The following is a 23,871-nucleotide window of genomic DNA, read 5'->3' as shown; positions in this document are numbered from 1 at the left end:
GCCGCGGCGCCGTCCGCGTTCGCCGCGCGGCGGCCGCTACCCGCGGCCGTTCTTCTCGTCGTCGCGCTCTTCCTTGTAGCGCGCCTCGAATTCCAGCAGCCGCGCGCCGATGATCGACTGCTCGTAGAACGACACGTCCTTCGCGTCGCGCGCTTCCTTCAGTTGCCGGATCGCCGACGGCCACGCGCCGTCGAGCGCCAGCTTCTCCGCCAGCGCCCGGCGCCGCGCGAGCACGTCGCCCTTGCCGTCGCTCGCCTTCGCGAGGTAATCCCACCAGTCCGGCTGTTCGGGGTCGGCCTTGGCCTGCGCCCGTGCGAGCGTCTGCGCTTCGGCGAAGCGGCGCGCGGCGATCAGCGCCTGCAGATGCGCGACGATCGCCGCGTGCGACGCCGGCCAGCGCCGCTGCGCGAGCGCCGAGAGCCGTACTGCGTCGTCGGCTCGGCCCGCGCGGCGGGCGACGTCGGCGGCCAGCACGTCGAGGCTCGGCGAACTGCTCGCCGGATCGTCGTCGCGCCGCTCGCGCGCATCGAACGCGCTGCGCGCCGACGCGAGCGCCTTGTCCGCCGCGTCGTACTGGCCGAGCAGCGTGTTCGCGAGCGCGATGCCGTACCAGTTCGCCGCGACGTTCGGCGCGGTGCGATCGTCGATCTCGAGCTGCATCCGGCGCGCCTCGGCCGAGATGTCGGTCGGTGCCCGGTTCTGCAGGATGCGCAGCCGCGCACGCACGAACCCGTATTCGGCCGACTGGCGCGGCTGCCGGTACGGCGCGCGGCGCGCGCGATCCTCCATGTCGGCGATCCGCTCGCCGGTCAGCGGGTGCGTGCGCGCATAGGCCGGCACGCCCGCATCGCCCATCGACGCGCGGTCGAGCCGCTCGAAGAAGCCCGGCATCCCGTACGGGTCGTAGCCGGCCCCGGCGAGCAGCTGGAAGCCGACGCGATCGGCCTCGCGCTCGGCCGAACGCGAGAAACGCAGCTGGTTGTCGACCGCATACGCCTGCCCGCCCATCGCGATCGCGCTGCCGAGATCGCCGCTGCGCGCAAGCACGCCGGCCAGCACGCCGAGCAGCATCGTCGCGAGCGCCGTGTAGCCGGTCTTCTCGCTCGCGCCGATCATCCGTGCGATGTGCCGCTGCAGCACGTGGCCCATCTCGTGGCCGACCACCGATGCGAGTTCCGACTCCGTCTGCGTCGTGACGACCAGCCCGCTGTTGATCCCGATGAAGCCGCCCGGCATCGAAAACGCGTTGATCTGCGGATCGCGCACCGGGAACAGGTCGAAGTCCGGCGTGTAGCCGCCGATGTAGCGCGCCGCCGCCGCGGCCGCGAGCCGCGCCGCCATCGCGTTCAGGTAGTCGCGCACCAGCCAGTCGTCGAGATAGTCGGGATCGCGCCGCACTTCGCGCATCACGCGCTCGCCGAGCCGGCGCTCGGCCCGCGGCGTCAGCGAGCCGCCGGAGCCGTCGCCGAGATCGGGCAGCTCCAGCGCACGCAGCGGCGCGCGCAGGCTCGCGACCGGCGCCGACGCACCGTCCGCGCCCGAGAACCGGCTCTCCGCGCCGCCGTACGTGCCGAACACGCCGGTCGCGATGCCGGACGGCACGGTGGAAATCGACGTCGAGCCGCCGGCCGCCGGCTCGAGCGGTGACGCGGATGCGCTCTGCGCATGGCTGCCCGGCGGCAGCGCGAGCGCCGCCGACAGCGACACGGCAAGCAACTGTTTGACACGCATGGCAGGATGAAAACGACGCCGTCCCGCGCGAGCGGCGCGCATCGCGGCGTTTGGTCTGAATATTCGGGTCATTGTACCGGCGCCGCGACGACTGTCCCCTGCCGCGCGTGCGTCATCTGCGCCTCCGGCAACGCGAACGCCGCTGCTATGATAGGCGCCCGTTGAGCGGTTGGATCGGTTCGTCGCGCCGGTACGGGATTTGGTGCCCGGCCGATCGCGAAGCAGGATCGAGGGACGTGCGCGCGCACTCCGTTCCACTAGAGGAAGATATGTCAGGACTCACCCATTTCGACGCCGCCGGCCACGCCCACATGGTCGACGTCGGCGGCAAGCAGGAAACGCAACGCATCGCGATCGCACGCGGCACGATCCGGATGCTGCCGGCCACGTTCGCGCTGATCCGCGACGGCAAGGCCAAGAAAGGCGACGTGCTCGGCGTCGCGCGCATCGCGGCGATCCAGGGCGCCAAACGCACGGCCGATCTCATTCCGCTGTGCCACCCGCTCGCGCTGACGCGCGTGGCCGTCGACTTCGAGCTCGACGACGCGCTGCCGGGCGTGCATTGCGTCGTGCAGGTCGAGACGTTCGGCCGGACCGGCGTCGAGATGGAAGCGCTGACGGCCGTCCAGGTCGGGCTGCTGACCGTCTACGACATGTGCAAGGCCGTCGACCGCGGGATGGTGATCACCGACGTGAGCGTGCGGGAGAAGCGCGGCGGGAAGTCGGGGGATTGGAAGGCGGAAGACGCGGCGGGCTGAACGGCCGGGCACCGCCGGCCCGCCAATTCGAGATAAAACCGTTTATCTCATACAATTACCGGATTCCGCACGAGAGAGCGTGCGAACCAGCACAACAAAAGCGAGCACTGGTGATGAATTCGCAAGCGTTAAGAAGCGCGTTGCTGGCCGGACCGGTTCAGCACGAGCGCCTTGTCAAACTGGATACCCCGCTCGGCCCTAACGTCCTGTTGCCGCAGCGGGTCTCGGGCCGGTCACGGCTCGGACGCCATTTCGAGTTCACCGTCGATACCGTGTCGGTATCCGACAACGTCGAACTCAAGAAACTGATCGCGCAGCCGGTGACGCTGTGGATCCAGCAGGCCGACCAATCGTACGCGCCACACCACGGCTACGTGCATGCGGCCCGCCGGCTCGGGTCGGACAGCGGCGTCACGCACTATCAGATCGTCTTTGCGTCGTTCCTGCACTTCCTGAAGTTCCGCCGCGATCAGCGCATCTGGCAGGACCGGTCGGCAGACGACATCATTGCCGACGTGCTGAACCAGCATCCGCAGGCCAAGGGCCGCTTCACGTTCAAGCTCTACCAGCCGCTGCCGTCGCGCTCGTTCTGCATGCAATACGAGGACGACTGGAATTTCGTCCATCGCCTGATGGAATCGGAAGGCCTGTACGGTTTCTGGGAACAGGACAAGGACGGCAAGTCGCACCGGCTCGTCATCGTCGATCGCATCGACGCGTTGCCCACGCTGTCGCCGCGAACCGTGCGCTTTCATCACGCAGGCGCGGGCGACGAGGCCGACACGCTCGTCCAGTTCACCGGTACGCGCACGCTGCGAAGCGTCGCGCGCACGACGCGCACGTTCGACTACAAGCACCCGCCCACCCCGTCGAATCCGAAGGCCACCCACACGCCGACGATCGCGAACCAGGGCGACCTGCCGCAGCAGCTCGAAGTCTACGAATACACGGGTGCCTACACGTATCCCGAGCAGTCACGCGGCGACCATCTGTCGAAGATCTGGATGGAAGAACAGGAATCGCACGCCAAGCGCTTTCACGGTGTCGGCGGTGTGCGGCGCATGGACGCGGGACGCACGTTCGAGTTCGCCGATCATCCCGAACACGACAAGGACGATGCCGGTCAACGCGAATTCACAGTAATCGAGACCGCATGGGTCATCGTCAACAACCTGCCCGTGGCCGATGAACCGGCCGTTTTCCCGCACAGCCTGCAGGCCGAGATCGACAGCATCATGCAGGCAACCGATACGGACCTGTCGCGCGTGCGTCATCCCGACGGCAGCGAGGGTTTCTTTCAGATCCGCGTCGAAGCACAGCGCACGACGGTGCCGTTCCGCAGCCCGCTCGAGCATGCGAAGCCGCCGATGCACCTGCAATCGGCGATCGTCGTCGCCCCGCAGGGCGAAGAGGTCCACACGGACGAGCTCAACCGGGTCAAGGTCCGATTCCATTGGGACCGCTTGAACGACGGCGACGAAAAGGCGTCGTGCTGGCTGCGTGCCACGGCGTCCGATTCGGGCAATGGCTACGGTGCCGTTCACCCGCACCGCAGTGGCGAGGAAGTGCTGGTCGACTTCCTCGGCGGCGACTGCGATCGCCCGATCATCGTCGGCAAGGTCTACAACGGCGCGACGAATCCGCAATGGCATAGCAACGGGATCCTGTCCGGATACCGGTCAAAGGAATATGCGGGCGCCGGCTACAACCAGCTGGTGCTCGACGACGCGACATCGCAGAACCGCGTGCACCTGTACAGCAGCCAGACCAACGCACATCTGCATCTTGGCTACCTGATCGACCACACGGGCAACAACCGCGGCAGCTATCTCGGCAGTGGCTTCGACCTGCGCTCGGACGCCTACGGCGCCGTGCGCGCAAACCGCGGGCTATACGTCACGACGCATCCCAAGCAGGCGGCAAGCCAGCCGCTCGACGTCGACGAAACGCGGCAACAGCTCGTGCGCGCGGAAGGGCTGATCGACGCCATGTCGCAGGTCAGTGCGCAGCATCAGGGCGAGTCGCTCGACCCCGGCCACTCGGCGCTGAAGCAATTCGCCGATGCGACGCAGAACAGCGTGAGCGGCAGCACGTCGGGCGGGCGGACCGCCGGCGGCGGAACCGGCAGCGCCAATGCGTTCAAGGAGCCCGTGATGCTGTTCGGCAGCCCGGCCGGCATCGGGATGTCCACGCAGCAATCCGTACAATTTGCCGCGGACCAGCACATCAACCTCGTCAGCGGGCAAAGCACGCACATCGCCGCCGGAAAATCGCTGATCGCCGGTGTCCTCGACCGGATCAGCCTGTTCGCGCAGAACGCGGGGATGAAACTGTTCGCCGGCAAGGGCAAGGTCGAAGTGCAGGCGCACGCGGACAACATCGAGCTGACCGCACAGAAGGCGCTGAAGCTGATCGCCGTCACGCAATCGATCGAAGGTGCCGCGGCGAAGGAAATCCTGCTGACGTCCGGCGGCGCCTATATCCGCATCGCGGACGGCAACATCGAGGTGCATGCGCCCGGCAAGATCGACATCAAGGGCGCGCAGCATGCGTTCAGCGGCCCCACCCACCTGTCGCAAACGATGCCGACGCTGCCGAACTCCAACGGCAACTACGACCAGGCGTTCATCGCGCACTGGGCCGGCACCGACATCCCGGTCGCGAACACGCGGTACCAGATGTTCTCGAACGGCAAGCTGCTCTCGGAAGGCGTCACCAACGCGGCAGGCGAGACGGGGCTGACGCAGAGCCACGTGCCGCACGACGTCGTCGTCAAGTTTCTAGGGAAATCGAATGGCTGACGGACAACAGGACAAGGTGCTCGGGACCGGTGCGGGGATGCTGACCCCGACGGGGTACCAGGATCGGCCGAAGGTGCAGATCAACATCTGCGACAAGCATGTGACGCCGGCGTCAGATTCCATTATCGGAACCTGCCCGTACTACTATCAGCCACTGCATGGCGAGTACTGGGAAACGGTCCAAAAGGTCAGCACGTCGAGCATTTGGGCGACCGTCAAGAAATTCGCCACGTCATGGGATCCGTGGAAAGACACGAAAGTTGCCCGTGAACTGCTGCATCGGCGGGAGAAGCTGATAGAAGCCGAAAGCACCGATTCCGACTGGTCCCGCCACGGCAATTTCATGATGCGTCATATCGGGTGCGGGCATAAGCCGCCGGGATACTACGTCAGTTACGGTTATTACTACTGCTCGAATTACGGTAAATACCTGCTTCCGGAATTGAGCGACAAAGGCAAGGCGTGGCTTGCGAGCGCACGCTGGTTCCTGCAGCATTATCTGGAACAGGGTTTGCAGCAGAACATGCGCGGCGACACCATTTCGATCAGGGGCAAGAAGCCGAACAGCGGTAGCTGCGAGATGAACGTGCCGCAGTACTCGCTCGAACTGGACGACGACACCTTCAAGACATACGCGTTCAAGACCCATCCTCTCGCCTATCTCGACGGCGGTCTGGCCGGGCTCGGGCCTGTCGATATGTACTATATCCTGAAGCAACCCAACACCCAGGAATGGGGTGATGTCAGGACATTCTCCCAGGCATTCGACAGCGGTGTCGGCGTGGGCAAACAATATGTCGACAATACCGTGGAATACGCAAAAAAGGCCGGTGATGCCGTCAACGAACATGTCATCGACCCTGTTGCACAGGCACTCGAAAAACTGATGCCGAAATGAAATGACGAAAAAATTCCTGAAGCTGTCGCTGGGTGCGGCAGTCGTGCTCATTGTCTTGATTGTCGGGTTCTCGTATATGTCGAATGACTGGCAGGTCGTTTCCAACACTTTCATGAAGAACAGCAAGCCTTACGGCGGAGGCGACTTCGTGATATCGGGAAACGAGGCGATCACGCTGAAGATCAGCGATCCTGAAATCACCTTCAAGCCGTACGCGGAATGGAAGGACAAGGAAAAAGCCGAGCCGGCCGAGGCCTGGATGAACGACAGTCGCGAAACGCTGAACCGGACGTCGGTCGAATTCTGGCGCGGCCCGGTGAACGGCGACATGACACGCCATTTCAAACAGGTGGGCCAGAACGCCGCCTGGTGGCACGCCAAGGACTGGACGGTCGAATTCATCAGCACCGGCTGGATGGACTACAAGTCGCCTCAGCCTGCCGGCGGGCTGACGCCGCAAGTGACCAAGCTCTGGAAGTCGTCCAACGGCGGACGCGACTGGGTGCAGCTCGCGTGGCCCGAAGATCGGAATATCGGTCGCCTGCTCTTTCTCGATCCGCAGCGCGGCTATGCAATCGGTTGGGGTCCGCACGTGTGGCGCACGTCCGACGGCGGTCAGTCGTGGCGGGAGATCGAACTGCCACCGGGTGCCGCGGAGACCGGCAAACCCCGCCGCACCTTTGACGGCATCGACCTCGGCCCGGACGGTACCTTGCGCGTGGCGTACCACATCGAGAAATCCGAGCATGCTTCCGCCGGAAGCGTCGTCTATCGGCTCGGCTGGGAGCAATCCGAGTTCGCCCTGGATGCCGTTCTGCCTGAACAGGTGATCGTCAACCTGTCCTCGTCACCGGCCGCGTCGAATCACTATGCGCTTTACGCGCTGTCGCGCCTCGGCGAGCCGCGCAATTTCGATAATCCCGCTGACAACGGACAACGCGTCGGCGCCATTTCTACCTGGACGAACAGCGCACCCGGGCAGGTGCAGCAGTTGCATTCGTTTGACGACACGCTGACGCTCGATAGCCTGAGCGTCGGCCGGGACGGATTGCTGCTCGTCTACGCAACCGACTCCAGGCGCAACGGCACACCGCTCGATCTCACGTTCGTCAGCAGCGACGCGGGGAAGACCTGGAACTCAAGCAGGGAGAAGGCGACCCAGGGCGGATATTTCAACGCGCAGACGAACACGCTGTATTCGCTGGTCGCCTATACGCTCAAGAAGCGGCAGTTCTGACCGTTCCGATGCGATTGCCGCGGAGCCCCGTCGCGATTCGGGTGCCGGCTCCGCGGCAGCGCACATCGCGCGTGCGGCGCGACTGCCGCACATATCGACTTTCGGTGGCCGCGTGCAACGGCGCGGCTGTCGGCGCGCGGCACACGCCGCCCCGCGTCACTGCCCGCGCTGCGGCTCGAACACGAAGGGTTGGGTCAGCAGGAAAGGATTCGCCGTCGCGCCGGTCTGCGCGCAGGTCGCGTGCGTCATCGCTTCGACGGCCGCGCGATCGGCCGCCGCATTGCGGCTGCTCGTCGTCACGGTGACGTTTTGCGCTTCGCCGGACGTCGTCATCAACGCACGCACGAGCACGGTCGCCGGGCGCGTGAGCGGCTTCGCGCTATCCGGATAGACGGCACGCGGAATGTGGCAGGTCAGCTTGCTTTCCTGCGACGACGACAGCATCGCGCAGCCGGAAAACAGCATCGCGACGGCGGGCAGGATCAGGTAGGTCGAGCGAATGGCCATGGTCGAATATCGTTCTTCAGCACTGTTCTGGGCACATGCGCCGCGCGTCGGCAGCCTTCCCTCGGCCGTATCGCATGTGTCGTACTGCGCCGCGGCCATCGGACCAGCGCCCCGTTACGGCCGCACGGTCGGGCAATGCCCGGCCGCGATCCTGCCCGGCGGAATGCCCGGATAACCGGGAAGTTTTCCGTGTTCGCACCGGCTATGCCCCGCGCCGCGGGCACGCGAGCACTTCCGCGCATTGTGCACGCGCCGCCCGGTCAGCGGCGGCAATTTGACAATGGTTGACGCGAATCACCGCTCATTCGACCGGAATCCGCGCGATCTGCGAGGTAATCGAGATCCGACCGGATCGGCGCGCTACGCGCCGCGTCGGGTTGCTTCGACGTGAGCCCGCTTGCATCGCGCCCCGACAAACGCCGGAATTCCCCGTTCCGGCGGGCACGACATGCGTCAATCCGAATCGTCGTCGTCCGAGTCGTCGCCCTCATCGGCCGGCGCTTCCCCGTACTTCGCGACGACGGCCGCCCTGAACGTCTTCAGCGCCGGCTCCTGGTTGCACAGCTTGTACAACGCGGCCAGCTGTTGCGGCCAGTCCTTCAATTCCTTCGCAAACACATGCAGGCGCGCGACGGTATCGAGCGCGTCGGCTTCGCGGCCGGCCAGCGCCTGCAGCACCGCGTAGCGGCGCAGCACCGTCTCGCCCGGCAGCAGCGCGATCGCACGCTCGTGCGCGGCGAGCTTGGCCGGCAAATCGTCCGGCGAAATCGGGAGCAGCGTCGCCGCACCGTAATCGCCCCACGCGCCGAACAGCAGCGACGGCGCATCGCGGTACTGCGCGGCCGGATTGCTGCCGTAATAGAGCACTTCCGCACGCTGGTAATCGCGCAGCACGGGCACCGCCGCCAGCACGCCGCCGAACGACAGCACCGCGAACAGCCCGAATGCCGCACGCCCCGGCAGGATGCGCAGCGGCTTCACCTCGAGCAGCCCGATCACGAACATTGCCGGCAGCAGGAAGAACATGTATTGCTGCGGATACTCGACCAGCGCATGCATCAGCAGGATGCCGATCAGCGCGAAGCCGAATACGCGCATGCTCGACTGCGGCGCCCGCACCGCGCGCACGAACCACGTGACGAGCGTGACGGCGAGCACGCCGAGCCCGACGAGACCGGACTTCGCGAGCAGGTCGATGAAGATGTCGTGCGAATTGTTCGCGATCTCGACGCCGCCGAGCGTGCGCACGAGCGCAAACTGGTGCGACGGGAATTCGCCCCAGCCGACCCCCAGCAGCGGATGCTCGCGGAACATCGCGAGCCCGTATTTCCACAGCGCGAGGCGCGGCGCGATCTGCCCGGCGTCGCGCATCCGGTCGGCTGCCGACTCCGCGAGATTCAGGTGATAGTGCACGTTGGCCCAGCGCACCGCGACGTTCACCGCGATGAACGCGACCGCGAGCACGACCGGTATCAGCCACGCACGCGCATTGCCCGGCGTGCGGCGCGATTCGATCCACGCCATCCAGAAGCCCGCGACGACCATCACCGCGACCTGCAGCCACGGCCCGCGCGACACCGTCAGCGCGAGACCGACCGACAGCACGAGCGACAGCGCGAGCCATGCCCACACCGCGAGCCGGCGCGTCTGCACCAGATACAGCGCGCCCGCGAGCGCGAAGGCGATGTAGCTGGCCAGATGGTTCGCCTGCGCCATGTTGCCGTACGGACGGCGGTCGACCGCGATGTTGTACACCACGACGAACGGCGAGACGGCCGACTCGAGGTGGAACAGCTGCACGATCTGGGTACCGACCGCGAACACGCCGCCGACGAGCAGCGCACCGGCCATCATCCGCGACACGGTTTCCGCCATCCCGTCGCGCGCAAGCGCGTAGCCGGCCTGCATCGCGACCAGCGCGGCGGCGAGATAACCGACCGCCAGCCAGTTCATCGACGGCACCTTGAGCGGGATCAGCGCAACCTGCGCGAGCAGCACCGCCGCAAAGCCGAGCGGCACGGCGAACGCAGCCGGTGCGGCAAACGGCTCGGCCGGGCGGCCGGTGCGCGCGAGCAGCACGACGGACGCGCCCACCAGCAGATACAGCACCAGCGCGGAAAACTCGGAATAGAAGGTCGGGATCGGATACGTGTGATTGGTGATCGCGTACGGCACGATCAGGGCGACAGCCAGCGCAACGAGCGACAACGAACGGGAAAAAGTAGAAGGCATGAGCGAACCGGATGTCAGCAACCGGCGCACTATACAAAACTTTCCCTGCTCTGTGCGGGGCTGTCGCTCCGCGAGCCGGCGCAAGGCCGCGGCCCCCGCCGGCCGAAGCGGCGGCCGGCAGGCCGCATGCGCGGCCGCCCTCCTTCTCCGCCAGCCTTATGCGCGGCACTCCGCGGGTGCATATTTCGCGGGCAGCGTCGCGGCGTTACCCGGCAACGGCCCCGCTCCCGGCGCCGGCAGCGACGACGCGTCCTTGCCCGCGGCGAAGCATTCCCACGCAATCGCGCCCGCCTGTATCGCCCCCTTTTTGAGCGGCACGCGTGCGGTGGGCGCATCGGCCTTGTCCGGCGCCGACGGCACGAGCACCAGCGTATTCGTGCCGGCCGCGGCGACGCGGGTGGTGAACGCGACCGTGATCTGGCCGGTAGCGCCGTCGATCGTGACGGATTCGACGTTGCGGGTCGCGGCAGGCGGGCTGTAGCCGCCGTCGAGGCTCGCGCCGCTCGCGGCATTGTCGGCGACCGCGAGCCGCGCGGACGACGCGAGCGCAAGCCCCTCGCCGACGCGCGACCGTGCGAGGTAATCCTGGTACGCGGGAATCGCATAGGCCGCGATGACACCGACGATCGCCAGCACGATCATCAGTTCGATCAGCGTGAAGCCGGCCAGCCGCCAGCGAGGCGACGGCCGGTTCGCGCGCCGGAGATCAGCGGCAACGCGACGGAACAGGGAAACGGAAAAGGCTTCGAACATGACAGGCTCCGGAAACGAAAAACGCCTGCCGATACAGGCAGGCGTCTCGATCGTAGCCAGCTGGCCGCGAAGCCGGCAGTCGGCCGGATGGCCAGTCAGTGCGCGTGCGGCACGCTGCGGCGTTTCCTGAGCGCGTAACCGATCGCGACGACGAACAGTGCGCCGGCAATGCTCGCGCCGTAGACCACCGATGGCGTATCGAGCACCGGCCAGCGATCGCCGACCGGGTCGTTCACGATCAGCCCGCCCGCGATCCAGCCGAGCAGCCCCGCGCCGAACGCCACGACGACCGGGAAACGGTCGAGCAGCTTCAGCACCAGCGTGCTGCCCCACACGATGATCGGCACGCTGACAACGAGCCCGAAGATCACGAGCGCGATCCGGTGCGACGGATCGGCCTGCTCGGCCGCGCCGGCGATCGCGATCACGTTGTCGAGGCTCATGACCGCATCGGCGATGACGATCGTCTTCACGGCGTCCCACAGCCGGTCGGCCGGCTTGATGTCGTCGTGCGCGTCGGTGGCCGGCGCCATCAGCTTGATACCGATCCACAGCAGCAGCAGCCCGCCGCCGAGCTTCAGGAACGGCACGTCGAGCAGCGCGACCGCGAACGTGATCAGAGCGACACGCAGCAGGATCGCCCCCGCGGTGCCCCAGACGACGCCGCGCAGCCGCTGGCTCGCCGGCAGGTTGCGGCACGCGAGCGCGATCACGACCGCGTTGTCGCCGCCGAGCAGGATATCGATGATGATGATCTGGAGAATGGCGCCCCAGTGCAGCGAGGTCAGGAATTCGAGCATGGCGGTGAGGAAAGGACAGCGGCCGCGTCAGGGGCGACCCGGTTCATCGCCGGCACATGCAGGACGCATGCCCGGTGCTTACGAATTCATTGCGCGAGCATAACAAAAAACGCCGGCAAAGCCGGCGTTTTCTGCAGGACGAACCACGCGGAAATTACAGCGCCTTCTTCAGCAGACGGCCCATTTCCGACGGGTTGCGCGTGACGGTGATGCCGCACGCTTCCATGATTTCCAGCTTCGCTTCGGCCGTATCCGCACCGCCCGAGATCAGCGCGCCGGCGTGGCCCATGCGCTTGCCCGGAGGCGCCGTGACGCCCGCGATGAAGCCGACGACCGGCTTCTTCATGTTGTCCTTGATCCACTCGGCGGCGTTGGCTTCGTCCGGACCGCCGATTTCGCCAATCATCACGACCGCATCCGTATCCGGATCGTCGTTGAACATCTTCATCACGTCGATGTGCTTCAGGCCGTTGATCGGGTCGCCGCCGATACCGACTGCCGACGACTGGCCGAGGCCGAGTGCCGTCAGCTGGGCAACCGCTTCATACGTCAGCGTGCCCGAACGCGACACGACGCCGATGCGGCCCTTGCGGTGGATGTGACCCGGCATGATGCCGATCTTCAGTTCGTCCGGCGTGATCGTGCCCGGGCAGTTCGGCCCGAGCAGCAGCGTCTTGCGGCCTTCGCGACGCATGCGGTCCTTCACTTCGATCATGTCGCGGACGGGGATGCCTTCCGTGATGCAGATCGCGAGATCCAGGTCGGCTTCGACCGCTTCCCAGATCGCAGCGGCTGCGCCTGCCGGCGGAACGTAGATGACCGACACGGTCGCGCCGGTTTCCGCCTTCGCTTCCTTGACGCTCGCGTAGATCGGAATGCCTTCGAAATCTTCGCCGGCCTTCTTCGGGTTCACGCCCGCGACGAATGCTTCGCGGCCGTTTGCGTATTCACGGCAGGCGCGCGTATGGAACTGACCGGTTTTGCCGGTAATGCCCTGCGTGATGACCTTCGTGTCCTTGTTGATCAGAATCGACATGTATTTTGACCTCTGTTCGATGGGCGTCGCGTGCTAGCCGCGCCGCCATGCGTATTCGATAGCGTTACTTGCCTGCGGCAGCCGCGACGACCTTCTGCGCAGCCTCTTCCATGCTGTCAGCCGAGATGATCGGCAGGCCCGAATCGGCCAGCATCTTCTTGCCGAGGTCTTCGTTCGTGCCCTTCATGCGCACGACGAGCGGCACGTTCAGGTTCACGGCCTTCGAACCGGCGATCACGCCTTCCGCGATCACGTCGCAGCGCATGATGCCGCCGAAGATGTTCACGAGAATCGCCTTCAGGTCCGGGTTCTTCAGCATCAGCTTGAACGCTTCCGTGACCTTCTCGGTCGTCGCACCGCCGCCGACGTCCAGGAAGTTCGCCGGCTCGCCGCCGAACAGCTTGATGGTGTCCATCGTCGCCATCGCGAGGCCTGCGCCATTCACGAGGCAGCCGATGTTGCCGTCGAGCGAGATGTACGCGAGGTCGAACTTCGACGCTTCGATTTCAGCCGGATCTTCTTCGTCCAGATCGCGGTACGCGACGATTTCCGGGTGACGGAACAGCGCGTTCGAGTCGAAGTTGAACTTCGCGTCGAGTGCGATGACCTTGCCGTCGCCGGAGACGTTCAGCGGGTTGATTTCAGCCAGCGATGCGTCGGTTTCCCAGAATGCCTTGTACAGGCCTTGCAGGATCGCGCGCGCTTGCGGAATCGATGCGGCCGGCACGCCGATCTTCGCGGCGAGGTCGTCGGCCTGAGCATCGAGCAGGCCCGTCGACGGCTCGACGATGACCTTGTGGATCAGTTCCGGGTGCTTTTCGGCGACTTCTTCGATGTCCATGCCGCCTTCGCTCGAACCCATCAGAACGATCTTTTGCGTCACGCGATCAACGACGAGGCTGACATACAGTTCCTGCTTGATGTCGGCGCCTTCTTCGACCATCAGGCGGTTGACCTTCTGGCCTTCCGGACCGGTCTGGTGCGTGACGAGCTGCATGCCGAGGATCTGGTTCGCGTATTCGCGCACCTGCTCGATCGACTTCGCCACCTTCACGCCGCCGCCCTTGCCACGGCCACCCGCGTGAATCTGAGCCTTCACGACCCAAACCGGGCCGCCGAGCTCTTCCGCCACCTTGACGGCCTCGTCCACCGAGAACGCCGGCTTGCCGCGCGGTACCGCGACACCGAACTTCCGCAGGATTTCCTTACCCTGGTACTCGTGAATCTTCATGCGTGATTCCCTTCAGTCTGAGAGTTGGATGAAATGTCGCTAAGACGCTTCTTCGAATGATTTCCGTTCATTCCTTCGTGCTGCCTTCACCGGGCAGATCCGGCCGAATCGGGCCATACCAGCGCGGGTAGTACTGCCGCACGACCTCGCCGTCGAATCGCAGCGCGCGGCAGCGGCCGAGCTGGAACGGCGGTTCGGCGTGCACGCCGTCATGATCCGGCCCTTCGCCGCCCTCCTCGCGCACGTTCCACACATCACCGGCGAACGCCTGGATCGCGGCCGTCGGCAGCACGGCGCACAGTTCGGTGAGATGGGAACAGCCTGCGACGCCGGCGAGCAGCCGGTTCGCGTTGCGGCGGAAATTGCGGAAGAGATTGAGCCCGATGAGGGCCCGATAGGCAGGCGGGGCGGATTGACAGTGACCGGGATAAGGCACCCATTCCGAAGACGCTTCGGCGTCGACGACATTGAGGTCACGATCGATGGTCACGCGCAGCCAGAGTTCGTGGATCGGCAGGCCCTGGGGCCGGATGCCCGACGCAAGCGCGACATCGCGCGGCTTGTGGTCGGTCAGGCAGGCTTCGATGTCCCACAAGCCGTCGCCGCGCTCGTAGGCTTCCGCTCGGATTGCGCGTCGATGTCGCAACTGACGGGGCACGGGCTCGGATAGCGGCATGCTGGAGGTTGAGGCCGAAGAGGAAAACCCGTGGATTTTAGCATATTGGGTATTTGAGACAGTTTGCCGCGACGGCGGGTATTCCCGCCTGCCGGAAGCAGTTGCAATGCAGCAAAATCGCGCGCCACGCGCGCGACCGGGCTCGTCAGTCGTCGATCGGGAAATCGTCGCCGACTTTCAGCAACTTCACGATGGTCGCACTCGAGAAGCCGCGCGCGGCAAGGAAGCGCGCCTGCTTCGCGCGCTCCGCGGGCGTTTGCGGCAGTGCACCGAATTTCTTGCGCCAGACGGCCTGCGCGCGCGTCAACTCGGTCTCGCGCAATTGGGCATTCACCTCTTCGACGAGGCTGTCGCCGACCGCATGGCGCTTCAGTTCGCTGACGATGCGCGCGACGCCGACGCGCGATGCGCGACGATGCACGAGGCTCTCGGCGAAGCGCGCGTCGGACAGCCAGCCTTCCTTTTCCAGCGCATCGAGCACCGGTTCGACGGATTCGTCCTCGCCGACGTAGGGTGCGAGCTTGCGCGCGAGCTCCGCTCGGCTGTATTCGCGCCTAGACAGGTAGCCGAGCGCGCGGCCCTTCAACGACCGCGGCGGCTTCGACGACTTGCGCTCGGTGGCGCCCGACTCGTCGCCGGAAGCCGCGCTGGCAGAGCCGCCGGACGCGCGGCGGGCGCGGCGCGGATGCTGGCTGCTGCGGGTATAGACATCTTCCCTGACCGGCGCGGCGGCGTCGGCTGCGCGCTCGCCCGGGAAGCGGACACCGGACACGCGACGGCGGGAGCGATCGTGTGCGTCGAACGACTCATCGTCGTCGAACGGATCGTCCGGTGCGGCAATCTCAAACGAAACGAGGGCATCGTCGGATGCCCTCGTCGCGGCGCGGTTCGCGGCGTTGCCGCCTGCGTCCCGCCGGCCGGCGCCCGAGGATCCGGCTCGCCGGCCGGAGCGACCCGCCATTTCGGGCGTGTCACGCTCCTCCGGCTCGCCAGCCTGACCTCGGCGCGCAACCATTACTCTTCTTCGTCCAACGCCTCGGCTTCGTTGATTACGCCATCGGGCATGCTGACGACACCGAGCGATTCGCGGATGCGGTTCTCGATCTCGCGTGCGATTTCCGGATTCTCGCGCAGGAATTCACGCGCGTTGTCCTTGCCCTGGCCGATCTTCTCGCCGTTGTAGCTGTACCAGGCGCCTGCCTTGTCGACGATCTTCGCCTGCACGCCGAGATCGATGATCTCGCCCTGACGCGAAATGCCTTCACCGTACAGGATGTCGAAAATCGCTTCGCGGAACGGCGGCGATACCTTGTTCTTGACGACCTTTACGCGGGTTTCGTTGCCGATCACCTCGTCGTTCTTCTTGATCGAGCCGATCCGGCGGATGTCGAGACGCACCGACGAATAGAACTTCAGTGCGTTGCCGCCCGTCGTGGTTTCCGGATTGCCGAACATCACGCCGATCTTCATCCGGATCTGGTTGATGAAGATCACGAGGCAGTTCGTACGCTTGATCGTGCCGGTCAGCTTGCGCAGCGCCTGCGACATCAGGCGAGCCTGCAGACCCGGCAGCGAATCGCCCATCTCGCCTTCGATTTCGGCCTTCGGCACGAGCGCCGCGACCGAGTCGATGACGATCATGTCGATCGAGCCCGAGCGCACCAGCGCATCGGTGATTTCCAGCGCCTGCTCGCCGGTGTCCGGCTGCGAGATCAGCAGTTCCGGCACGTTCACGCCGAGCTTCGATGCGTACTGGACGTCGAGCGCGTGCTCGGCGTCGATGAAGGCTGCCGTGCCGCCGATCTTCTGCAGTTCAGCGATGACCTGCAGCGTGAGCGTGGTTTTACCGGACGATTCCGGACCGTAGATCTCGACCACCCGGCCGCGCGGCAGGCCGCCGACGCCCAGCGCGATGTCGAGACCCAGCGACCCCGTGGAGACGACCTGGATATTCTCGGCCGCCTCGCCGTCGCCCATGCGCATGATCGACCCTTTGCCGAACTGCTTCTCGATCTGTGCGAGCGCGGCCGCCAGCGCCTTGCTCTTCTCGGCGGTCATCCCGGAGCCCTTCTTGCTATCTTCCATGAATCGTCCTTTGCTATGATGAGCAGCGTCTGTTAGAGGCGCGCCCGCTTCAAGCGCTGCCCACGAATGCAGACACTGTATAAAAAAACAGTGTTTTGTGCAAGCCCGCAATGCAGAGCGTTGTACACAAATAACTTCGGAGACAGCCGCACCGGCGCGAACGCCCTGCCGGCATCGGTCAGCAACATGCGAATTCTCATCGCCGAAGACGACAGCATACTCGCGGACGGCCTCACCCGGTCACTCCGCCAATCGGGCTATGCCGTCGATCACGTGAAGAGCGGCGTCGACGCCGACACCGCGCTGTCGATGCAGACTTTCGACCTGCTGATCCTCGATCTCGGGCTGCCGAAAATGTCCGGGCTCGACGTGCTCAAGCGCCTGCGCGCGCGCAATTCCAATCTCCCCGTGCTGATCCTGACCGCCGCCGACAGCGTCGACGAACGCGTGAAGGGGCTCGACCTCGGCGCCGACGACTACATGGCCAAGCCGTTCGCGCTCAACGAGCTCGAGGCGCGCGTGCGCGCGCTGACCCGGCGCGGCGCCGGCGGCGGCCCGACCGTCGTGCGCCACGGCTCGCTCGCGTTCGACCAGGTCGGCCGGATCGCGTATGCGAACGATCACGTGCTCGATCTCTCCGCGCGCGAACTCGGCCTGCTCGAGGTGCTGCTGCAGCGGATCGGCCGGCTCGTGTCGAAGGAACAGCTCGTCGATCACCTGTGCGAATGGGGCGAGGAAGTCAGCAACAACGCGATCGAAGTCTACGTGCACCGGCTGCGCAAGAAGATCGAACCGAGCGGCGTGCGGATCTCGACCGTGCGCGGCCTCGGCTATTGCCTCGAGAAGGTCGCGCCCGCGACGCCGGCCGACATGGCGGCGCCCCAGCCCGCGGCGGCCGGCACGCCGCTGCGCTGACGCCGGGCGGCGCCGCGATGGCCACGCCGGCCCATTCCCGCCACCCGACCGGCGCGCCGTCGTCGGCTGCCGACGAGGCGCGCGACGCGCGCTACGAGAACCCGTTCGCGCCGCCCGACGAAACCGAATCGCCCGAAACGCCGCGCCCGCGCTCGCTGTTCGGCGAAATCCTCGACTGGATGCTCGCGCCGCTGCTGCTGCTGTGGCCGATGAGCATCGCCGTCACCTATCTCGTCGCGAAGACGATCGCGAACAGCCCGTTCGACCGCGCGCTCGAGACCAATGCATACGTGCTCGCACGGCAGATCCATCCGGTCAACGGCGTCGCCGAGCTGACGCTGCCGGAGCAAACGCGCGACTTCCTGCGCGCGGACAACATCGACAGTGTCTACTTCCAGGTGCTCGGCACGCGCGGCGAGCTGGTCGCGGGCGAGGCCGACATGCCGCTGCCGCGCGACGAGGACCGCCCGCCGCCGGGCGTCGTCGTGTTCCGCGACGACCTGCTGCGCGGCAACGACGTGCGCGTCGCGTATACGACCGTCGCGCTGCCGCAGGCGAGCGGCGCGCAGCCCGTGCTCGTGCAGGTCGGCGAGACGCTCGACAAGCGCAACGCGCTCGCGAACGACATCATCAAGGGCGTGATCCTGCCGCAATTCGTGATCCTGCCGCTCGCGATCCTGCTCGTCTGGTTCGGGCTGTCGCGCGGGCTCGCGCCGCTCAACGCGCTGCAGGCGCACATCCGCGCGCGCCGGCCCGACGACCTGTCGCCCGTCGAGGCGCAACGCGCGCCGCCCGAGATCGAACCGCTCGTCACGTCGTTCAACGACCTGCTCGCGCGGCTCGAACAGAACATGGCGCTGCAGAAACGCTTCATTGCCGACGCCGCGCACCAGATGAAGACGCCGCTCGCGGGCCTGCGCACGCAGGCCGAATTCGCGCTGCGCCACCCGGTGCCGCCCGACGTGCAGCGCTCGCTCGAGCAGATCGCGACGAGCTCCGAGCAGGCCGCGCGGCTCGTCACGCAACTGCTTGCGCTCGCGCGCGCCGAGAACCGCGCGAGCGGGCTCACGTTCGAGCCGGTCGAGATCGCCGCGCTCGCGCGGCGCACGGTGCGCGACTGGGTACAGGCCGCGCTCGCGAAACGCATGGACCTCGGGTACGAGGGCCCGGACGACGATGCGCCGCTCAATGTCGACGGCAACCCGGTGATGCTGCGCGAGATGCTCGGCAACCTGGTCGACAACGCGATCCGCTACACGCCCGAAGGCGGCCGCATCACCGTGCGCGTGCAGGCCGAGCCCGCGGCGCGGCGCGTGCATCTCGAAGTCGAGGATACGGGCCCCGGCATCCCGGCCGGCGAGCGCGAGCGCGTCGTCGAGCGCTTCTACCGGATCCTCGGCCGGGAAGGCGACGGCAGCGGCCTCGGGCTCGCGATCGTGCGCGAGATCGCCACCCAGCACGGCGGCACGCTGACGCTCGACGATCACGTCTACCAGCACGCGCCGCGCCTCGCCGGTACGCTCGTGCGCATCAGCCTGCCGCTGGCCGACACCGCCCCGGATTAACCCTGACGCGCGCCGCCGCGGCTCGGCGCCAATACGTCGAAACCGGCGATTTACCGGCCGTTCGCGCCACGATCGGCCCGCGAAGCGGCCGATTCGACCCGGGTTAACGCGCAGTCGTTTTGTACGCGCGAGTCAGTGCGCCGTAAGTTTCCGTGCCAATAATCGTCGACAGGCCCGCCCACCCAAGGCGGCCGCACATCTATATCAAGCGACTTGGAGACGATTCATGGCAACGTTAGGCGGGCAAGTTTCGCACTCGCCGATGACGGGCGAAGAGAAGAAGGTGATCTTCGCGTCGTCGCTCGGCACCGTGTTCGAGTGGTACGACTTTTACCTGGCCGGGTCACTCGCGGCCTACATCAGCAAGAGCTTCTTCTCCGGCGTCAATCCGACCGCCGCGTTCATCTTCACGCTGCTCGGCTTCGCGGCCGGCTTCGCGGTGCGGCCGTTCGGCGCGATCGTGTTCGGCCGGCTCGGCGACCTCGTCGGCCGCAAGCACACGTTCCTCGTGACGATCGTGATCATGGGCGTCTCGACCTTCGTGGTCGGCTTCCTGCCCGGCTACGCGTCGATCGGCATCGCCGCCCCCGTGATCTTCATCGCGATGCGGCTGTTGCAGGGCCTCGCGCTCGGCGGCGAGTACGGCGGCGCGGCGACCTACGTCGCCGAGCATGCGCCGGCCAACCGGCGCGGCTTCTACACCGCATGGATCCAGACGACGGCCACGCTCGGCCTGTTCCTGTCGCTGCTCGTGATCCTCGGCGTGCGCACGTTCATCGGCGAGGAGGCGTTCGGCAACTGGGGCTGGCGCGTGCCGTTCGTCGCGTCGATCCTGCTGCTCGCGGTGTCGGTGTGGATCCGGCTGCAGCTGAACGAATCGCCGGTGTTCCTGCGCATCAAGGCGGAAGGCAAGACGTCGAAGGCGCCGCTGACCGAAGCGTTCGGCCAGTGGAAGAACCTGAAGATCGTGATCCTCGCGCTCATCGGCCTGACGGCCGGCCAGGCCGTCGTGTGGTACACGGGCCAGTTCTACGCGCTGTTCTTCCTCACGCAGACGCTGAAGGTCGACGGCGCCAGCGCGAACATCCTGATCGCGATCGCGCTCCTGATCGGCACGCCGTTCTTCCTGTTCTTCGGTTCGCTGTCGGACAAGATCGGCCGCAAGCCGATCATCCTCGCGGGCTGCCTGATCGCGGCGCTGACCTACTTCCCGCTGTTCAAGGCGCTCACGCACTACGCGAACCCGCAGCTCGAACTCGCGACGCAGAAGGCGCCGATCACGGTCGTCGCCGATCCGGCCACCTGCTCGTTCCAGTTCAACCCGGTCGGCACGTCGAAGTTCACCAGCTCGTGCGACATCGCGAAGAGCGCGCTCTCAAAGGCCGGCCTGAACTACGAGAACGTCGCGGCGCCGGCCGGTGCGCTGGCCGAAATCAAGGTCGGCGACACGGTGATCCAGACCTACGACGGCAAGGCGGCCGACGCGAAGGCGCAGGGCGCGGCGTTCGACAAGACGCTCGCGTCGACGCTGAAGGGGGCCGGCTACCCGGCGAAGGCTGACCCGGCGCAACTCAACTGGCCGATGACGATCGTGATCCTGACGATCCTCGTGATCTACGTGACGATGGTCTACGGCCCGATCGCCGCGATGCTGGTCGAGATGTTCCCGACGCGGATCCGCTACACGTCGATGTCACTGCCCTATCACATCGGCAACGGCTGGTTCGGCGGCTTCCTGCCGGCGACCGCATTCGCGATCGTCGCCGCGAAGGGCAACATCTATTCGGGGCTCTGGTATCCGATCGTGATCGCGCTGGGTACCTTCGTGATCGGCCTGCTGTTCGTCAAGGAGACGAAGGACTCGGACATCTACGCGCAGGATTGACGCCCGGTCGCAGCGGGCGGGAATCGGTCGGCGGGCGTTGCCGGCGACCGGCACCCGCCCGCAACGAAGGCTGGTGTGAGTCTCACTGGCACTTTTTTCGGGAGAGATGAAAAAAGGTGTTGACAGCCTGATGGGCAATCTACATAATTCAAGTCTTCGGCGAATTAGCTCAGTCGGTTAGAGCGACGGAATCATAATCCGCAGGTCCGGGGTTCGAATCCCTGATTCGCCACCAAATGCGAAAAGCCGCTGTTTCGAAAGAAACAGCGGCTTTTTTCATTGCTTCATCCGGCGCACGCGGTGTCGCGCGTTGCCCGCTCCCGCCACGGCGTGTACTACCGGTGCCCCTCACGCCCGTCGCTCCCTCGGCACAAAAGACTTCCAGCGGACACGAATGCAGGCCAACATCGAGACAGTTGGCCGCACGCTCGTCCACGTCCAACTCACTTCAGCCCATACCAGACACCACGCCCACTGCCGTGCTGCTCCAAATGCCCGCGTTCGATCAGGTCGCGCAAGTGTGGCTTCAAGGTGTTGCGATTGCTGCCAGTCAGCTTGATCGCCTCGGCCATCGTAATGCGGCCATGCTCGCGGGCAAACTCGACGATCTGCAAAGACAGCGCGGGCAGCGCGGCCAGCACGATTCTCTCTCGCTCGACCTTTTTCTCAAGCCGCCTCACCTGCTCGGCCAGCGAGCGCAAAAAGAATAGCAACCACGGCTGCCAGTTGGGTGCGTCGGTGCGGATCGTGCCTTGCGTCTGACGCAGCGCGAGATAGTAGGCTTCCTTGTTCATCTCGATCACGCTTTCCAGCGAACTGTACGGAACATAGGCGTAGCCCGCTTGAAGCAATAGCAAGGTCGTCAGCACGCGGCTCAGTCGCCCGTTACCGTCCTGGAATGGATGGATTTCCAGGAACACGACCACGAAGACAGCGACGATCAGCAGGGGATGCAGATACGCTTTTTCCCGCTCGTCATTCACCCACTGCACCAGCTCCGTCATCAAACGCGGCGTATCGAACGGCGAGGCCGTCTCGAACACGATGCCGATCTGCACGCCGTTTTCATCGAAGGCGGCGACGCTGTTGGAACTCGTCTTGTAACGGCCCCGATGGCGTTCGTCCTTCAGGCTGTATTGCAGCAGGATCTGATGCAGTTGCTTGAGGTGGTTCTCGTTGAACGGGATGTCTTCCCACGCCCGGAACATCAAGTCCATCAACTCGGCGTAGCCCGCCACTTCCTGCTCATCGCGCGTCTCGAACTGCTTGATAGCGAGGTTGGATAGCAGGCGCTCGACCTCGCGGTCGCTCAGCTTGCTGCCCTCGATGCGGGTGGACGATCCGATGCTCTCAATGGTGGCAACACGCCGCAGGGCCGACAGTCGATCGGGCGCAAGCGTACCCAAGGCGCGCCACGCGCCCTTGAATTCGTCGATCCGGGCAATCAGGCCCAAGACTTCCGGTGTGATCTGAAGGGTGTCGGTTCGGAACATGAACCAATACTACACCCATTTACACCCATTTCTCTGCAGCCAGCCAAATGGGTGTAAATGGGTGTCAAAATGGTTACGGTCCTCCGTCAAGCCGGATGGCCGTGCGGCATCTCGTCCATTCTCGCCAGCCACTCCTCTGCCGAAATCGCGTCGACCGCCCCCGGCGCGCTACGCCGCCACCGAACTGCGCGGCCCCAGCGCCGCCTCCGTCCCCACCCGTCCCCGCCAGTTCTCCCCACCCTCCAGCGCCGGCGTCGACTCGAACACCTCCGCGATCCAGTCGGCGAACACGCGCACCTTCTGCGACAGATGCCGGTTGTGCGGATAGACGATCGAGATCGGTTTCGGCTTCGGATTGCAGTCCGGCAGCACCTCGACCAGCGAGCCGTCGAGCAGGTTCGGCAGCACCATGAACAGCGTCGGCTGGATCATCCCGAAGCCTTCGAGCCCGCACGTCACGTAGGCATCCGAATCGTTGACCGTGACGCTGGCGTTCATCCGCACCTCGAACGGCTTGCCGTCGATCATGAACACCCACGGAATCGCCCGCGCGCCGTGGCTCGAACGAAAATTCACCGCATGATGGTCGACGAGATCGGCAATCTCGTTCGGCTCGCCGTGACGGGCGAGGTAGTCGGGCGATGCGCATGTGACGCGCTTCAGCATCCCGATGCGCCGCGCGACCATCGACGAATCCTCGAGCGGCCCGACCCGGATCATGCAGTCGATGCCCTCCTCGACCGGATCGACGTAGCGGTCGGACAGCCCCAGTTCGAGCGTGATGTCCGGATAGCGCTGCCGGAAGATCGACAGCGACGGCAGCACGATGCGCCGCCCGAGCGAACTGGGCATGTGGACGCGCAGCATGCCGCTCGGCTTGCGGTTGCCGGCCTGGAAACTCGCGTCGGCCTCGGCGATCTCCGTGATGATCTTCATGCAATGCTCGTAGTACGCGGCGCCCTCCGGCGTCAGCGACAGCCGGCGCGTCGTCCGGTGCATCAGGCGCACGCCGAGCAGCGCCTCGAGATTCTGGATGATGGTCGTCACCGACGCGCGCGGCATCGCGAGCGTGTCGGCCGCCCGCGTGAAGCTGTTCGCGTCGACCACGCGGGTAAAAACTTCCATTGCCTGGATGCGGTCCATGCTGCTTCCCCCTTCGAATCGCCAACGGAACAGAATAGAGCGCGCGGCGGGCACGGCACAAGCCCCCGCCTATTGTTGTCCGATCCTGAATAGTTTCGACATTTCGGACTGGAAATCGACCGGTT

The 23,871-nt window shown here is 65.7% G+C and carries 20 protein-coding genes and 1 tRNA gene; 8 read left to right on the top strand and 13 right to left on the bottom strand.

What is annotated here, in order from left to right; all coding sequences use genetic code 11:
• Positions 1-36: 36 nt before the first annotated feature.
• Complete coding sequence (locus HWX03_RS16855) at positions 37-1,731, bottom strand: M48 family metalloprotease (RefSeq protein ID WP_175871923.1); 1,695 nt, start codon at positions 1,729-1,731, stop codon at positions 37-39.
• A gap of 269 nt (positions 1,732-2,000) precedes the next feature.
• Here HWX03_RS16855 and moaC point away from each other — a divergent pair, with 269 nt between their 5' ends.
• The 4 genes from moaC to HWX03_RS16835 all read left to right on the top strand — a co-directional run bounded on the left by moaC (position 2,001) and on the right by HWX03_RS16835 (position 7,425).
• Positions 2,001-2,489 (top strand): cyclic pyranopterin monophosphate synthase MoaC, encoded by a 489-nt coding sequence (gene moaC, locus HWX03_RS16850; RefSeq protein WP_174432744.1) that lies wholly within the window; start codon positions 2,001-2,003, stop codon positions 2,487-2,489.
• Between the two features lie 113 nt (positions 2,490-2,602).
• Positions 2,603-5,290 (top strand): type VI secretion system tip protein VgrG, encoded by a 2,688-nt coding sequence (locus HWX03_RS16845; protein ID WP_175871922.1) that lies wholly within the window; start codon positions 2,603-2,605, stop codon positions 5,288-5,290.
• Positions 5,283-6,188 (top strand): hypothetical protein, encoded by a 906-nt coding sequence (locus HWX03_RS16840; protein WP_175871921.1) that lies wholly within the window; start codon positions 5,283-5,285, stop codon positions 6,186-6,188. Before HWX03_RS16845 ends, HWX03_RS16840 begins: the two co-directional genes overlap by 8 nt.
• A 76-nt stretch (positions 6,189-6,264) precedes the next feature.
• Complete coding sequence (locus HWX03_RS16835) at positions 6,265-7,425, top strand: glycosyl hydrolase (protein ID WP_175871998.1); 1,161 nt, start codon at positions 6,265-6,267, stop codon at positions 7,423-7,425.
• A gap of 156 nt (positions 7,426-7,581) precedes the next feature.
• On the opposite strand, the gene HWX03_RS16830 is transcribed toward HWX03_RS16835, so the two are convergent.
• The 10 genes from HWX03_RS16830 to HWX03_RS16785 form a co-directional block, all read right to left on the bottom strand.
• Positions 7,582-7,932, bottom strand: a complete 351-nt coding sequence (locus HWX03_RS16830) for a TonB family protein (protein WP_126363157.1) — start codon at positions 7,930-7,932, stop codon at positions 7,582-7,584.
• Positions 7,933-8,385: 453 nt separating this feature from the next.
• Positions 8,386-10,164: a Wzy polymerase domain-containing protein gene (locus HWX03_RS16825; protein ID WP_175871920.1), complete on the bottom strand. Its 1,779-nt coding sequence runs from the start codon at positions 10,162-10,164 to the stop codon at positions 8,386-8,388.
• Between the two features lie 156 nt (positions 10,165-10,320).
• Positions 10,321-10,917: a pilin gene (locus HWX03_RS16820; protein ID WP_175822417.1), complete on the bottom strand. Its 597-nt coding sequence runs from the start codon at positions 10,915-10,917 to the stop codon at positions 10,321-10,323.
• A 95-nt stretch (positions 10,918-11,012) separates the two neighbouring features.
• Positions 11,013-11,717, bottom strand: a complete 705-nt coding sequence (locus tag HWX03_RS16815; RefSeq protein ID WP_175871919.1) for a TerC family protein — start codon at positions 11,715-11,717, stop codon at positions 11,013-11,015.
• A gap of 154 nt (positions 11,718-11,871) precedes the next feature.
• Positions 11,872-12,753: a succinate--CoA ligase subunit alpha gene (gene sucD / locus HWX03_RS16810; RefSeq protein WP_006477916.1), complete on the bottom strand. Its 882-nt coding sequence runs from the start codon at positions 12,751-12,753 to the stop codon at positions 11,872-11,874.
• A 64-nt stretch (positions 12,754-12,817) separates the two neighbouring features.
• Complete coding sequence (sucC, locus tag HWX03_RS16805) at positions 12,818-13,984, bottom strand: ADP-forming succinate--CoA ligase subunit beta (RefSeq protein ID WP_132022571.1); 1,167 nt, start codon at positions 13,982-13,984, stop codon at positions 12,818-12,820.
• 67 nt (positions 13,985-14,051) lie between these two features.
• Positions 14,052-14,660 carry a DUF2889 domain-containing protein gene (locus tag HWX03_RS16800; protein WP_027785327.1) on the bottom strand — a complete coding sequence of 203 codons (609 nt, stop codon included), beginning with the start codon at positions 14,658-14,660 and terminating at the stop codon, positions 14,052-14,054.
• A 145-nt stretch (positions 14,661-14,805) separates the two neighbouring features.
• A complete protein-coding gene (gene recX, locus HWX03_RS16795; RefSeq protein ID WP_175871918.1) occupies positions 14,806-15,675 on the bottom strand; it encodes a recombination regulator RecX in 870 nt (289 codons plus the stop codon).
• The gene (gene recA / locus HWX03_RS16790; protein ID WP_175822421.1) at positions 15,675-16,745 is read right to left on the bottom strand and encodes a recombinase RecA; all 1,071 of its coding nucleotides are present in this window, start codon (positions 16,743-16,745) and stop codon (positions 15,675-15,677) included. The genes recX and recA overlap by 1 nt, the downstream gene beginning before the upstream one ends.
• Positions 16,746-16,777: 32 nt before the next feature.
• Complete coding sequence (locus HWX03_RS16785; protein ID WP_174389798.1) at positions 16,778-16,933, bottom strand: hypothetical protein; 156 nt, start codon at positions 16,931-16,933, stop codon at positions 16,778-16,780.
• Between HWX03_RS16785 and HWX03_RS16780 the strand changes: the two genes are divergently transcribed.
• The 4 genes from HWX03_RS16780 (at position 16,932) to HWX03_RS16765 (ending at position 21,345) form a co-directional block, all read left to right on the top strand.
• Positions 16,932-17,660 (top strand): response regulator transcription factor, encoded by a 729-nt coding sequence (locus HWX03_RS16780; protein WP_175822422.1) that lies wholly within the window; start codon positions 16,932-16,934, stop codon positions 17,658-17,660. The genes HWX03_RS16785 and HWX03_RS16780 overlap by 2 nt on opposite strands.
• Positions 17,661-17,677: 17 nt before the next feature.
• Positions 17,678-19,225, top strand: a complete 1,548-nt coding sequence (locus HWX03_RS16775) for a sensor histidine kinase (protein WP_175871917.1) — start codon at positions 17,678-17,680, stop codon at positions 19,223-19,225.
• A gap of 226 nt (positions 19,226-19,451) precedes the next feature.
• Complete coding sequence (locus HWX03_RS16770) at positions 19,452-21,110, top strand: MFS transporter (RefSeq protein ID WP_175822424.1); 1,659 nt, start codon at positions 19,452-19,454, stop codon at positions 21,108-21,110.
• A 158-nt stretch (positions 21,111-21,268) separates the two neighbouring features.
• Positions 21,269-21,345 (top strand) — tRNA-Met (locus HWX03_RS16765).
• Positions 21,346-21,553: 208 nt separating this feature from the next.
• Here the strand turns inward: HWX03_RS16765 and HWX03_RS16760 are convergent.
• The gene (locus HWX03_RS16760) at positions 21,554-22,603 is read right to left on the bottom strand and encodes a Fic family protein (protein WP_175871916.1); all 1,050 of its coding nucleotides are present in this window, start codon (positions 22,601-22,603) and stop codon (positions 21,554-21,556) included.
• 168 nt (positions 22,604-22,771) lie between these two features.
• The gene (locus HWX03_RS16755; RefSeq protein WP_175871915.1) at positions 22,772-23,746 is read right to left on the bottom strand and encodes a LysR family transcriptional regulator; all 975 of its coding nucleotides are present in this window, start codon (positions 23,744-23,746) and stop codon (positions 22,772-22,774) included.
• Positions 23,747-23,871 lie beyond the last annotated feature (125 nt).

It is taken from the genome of Burkholderia sp. BCC0397, from assembly GCF_902832865.1.
Taxonomy (GTDB): Bacteria; Pseudomonadota; Gammaproteobacteria; order Burkholderiales; family Burkholderiaceae; genus Burkholderia.
Note: the sequence above shows the minus strand (reverse complement) of the source record. Positions and strands in the feature narration are given on the sequence as shown.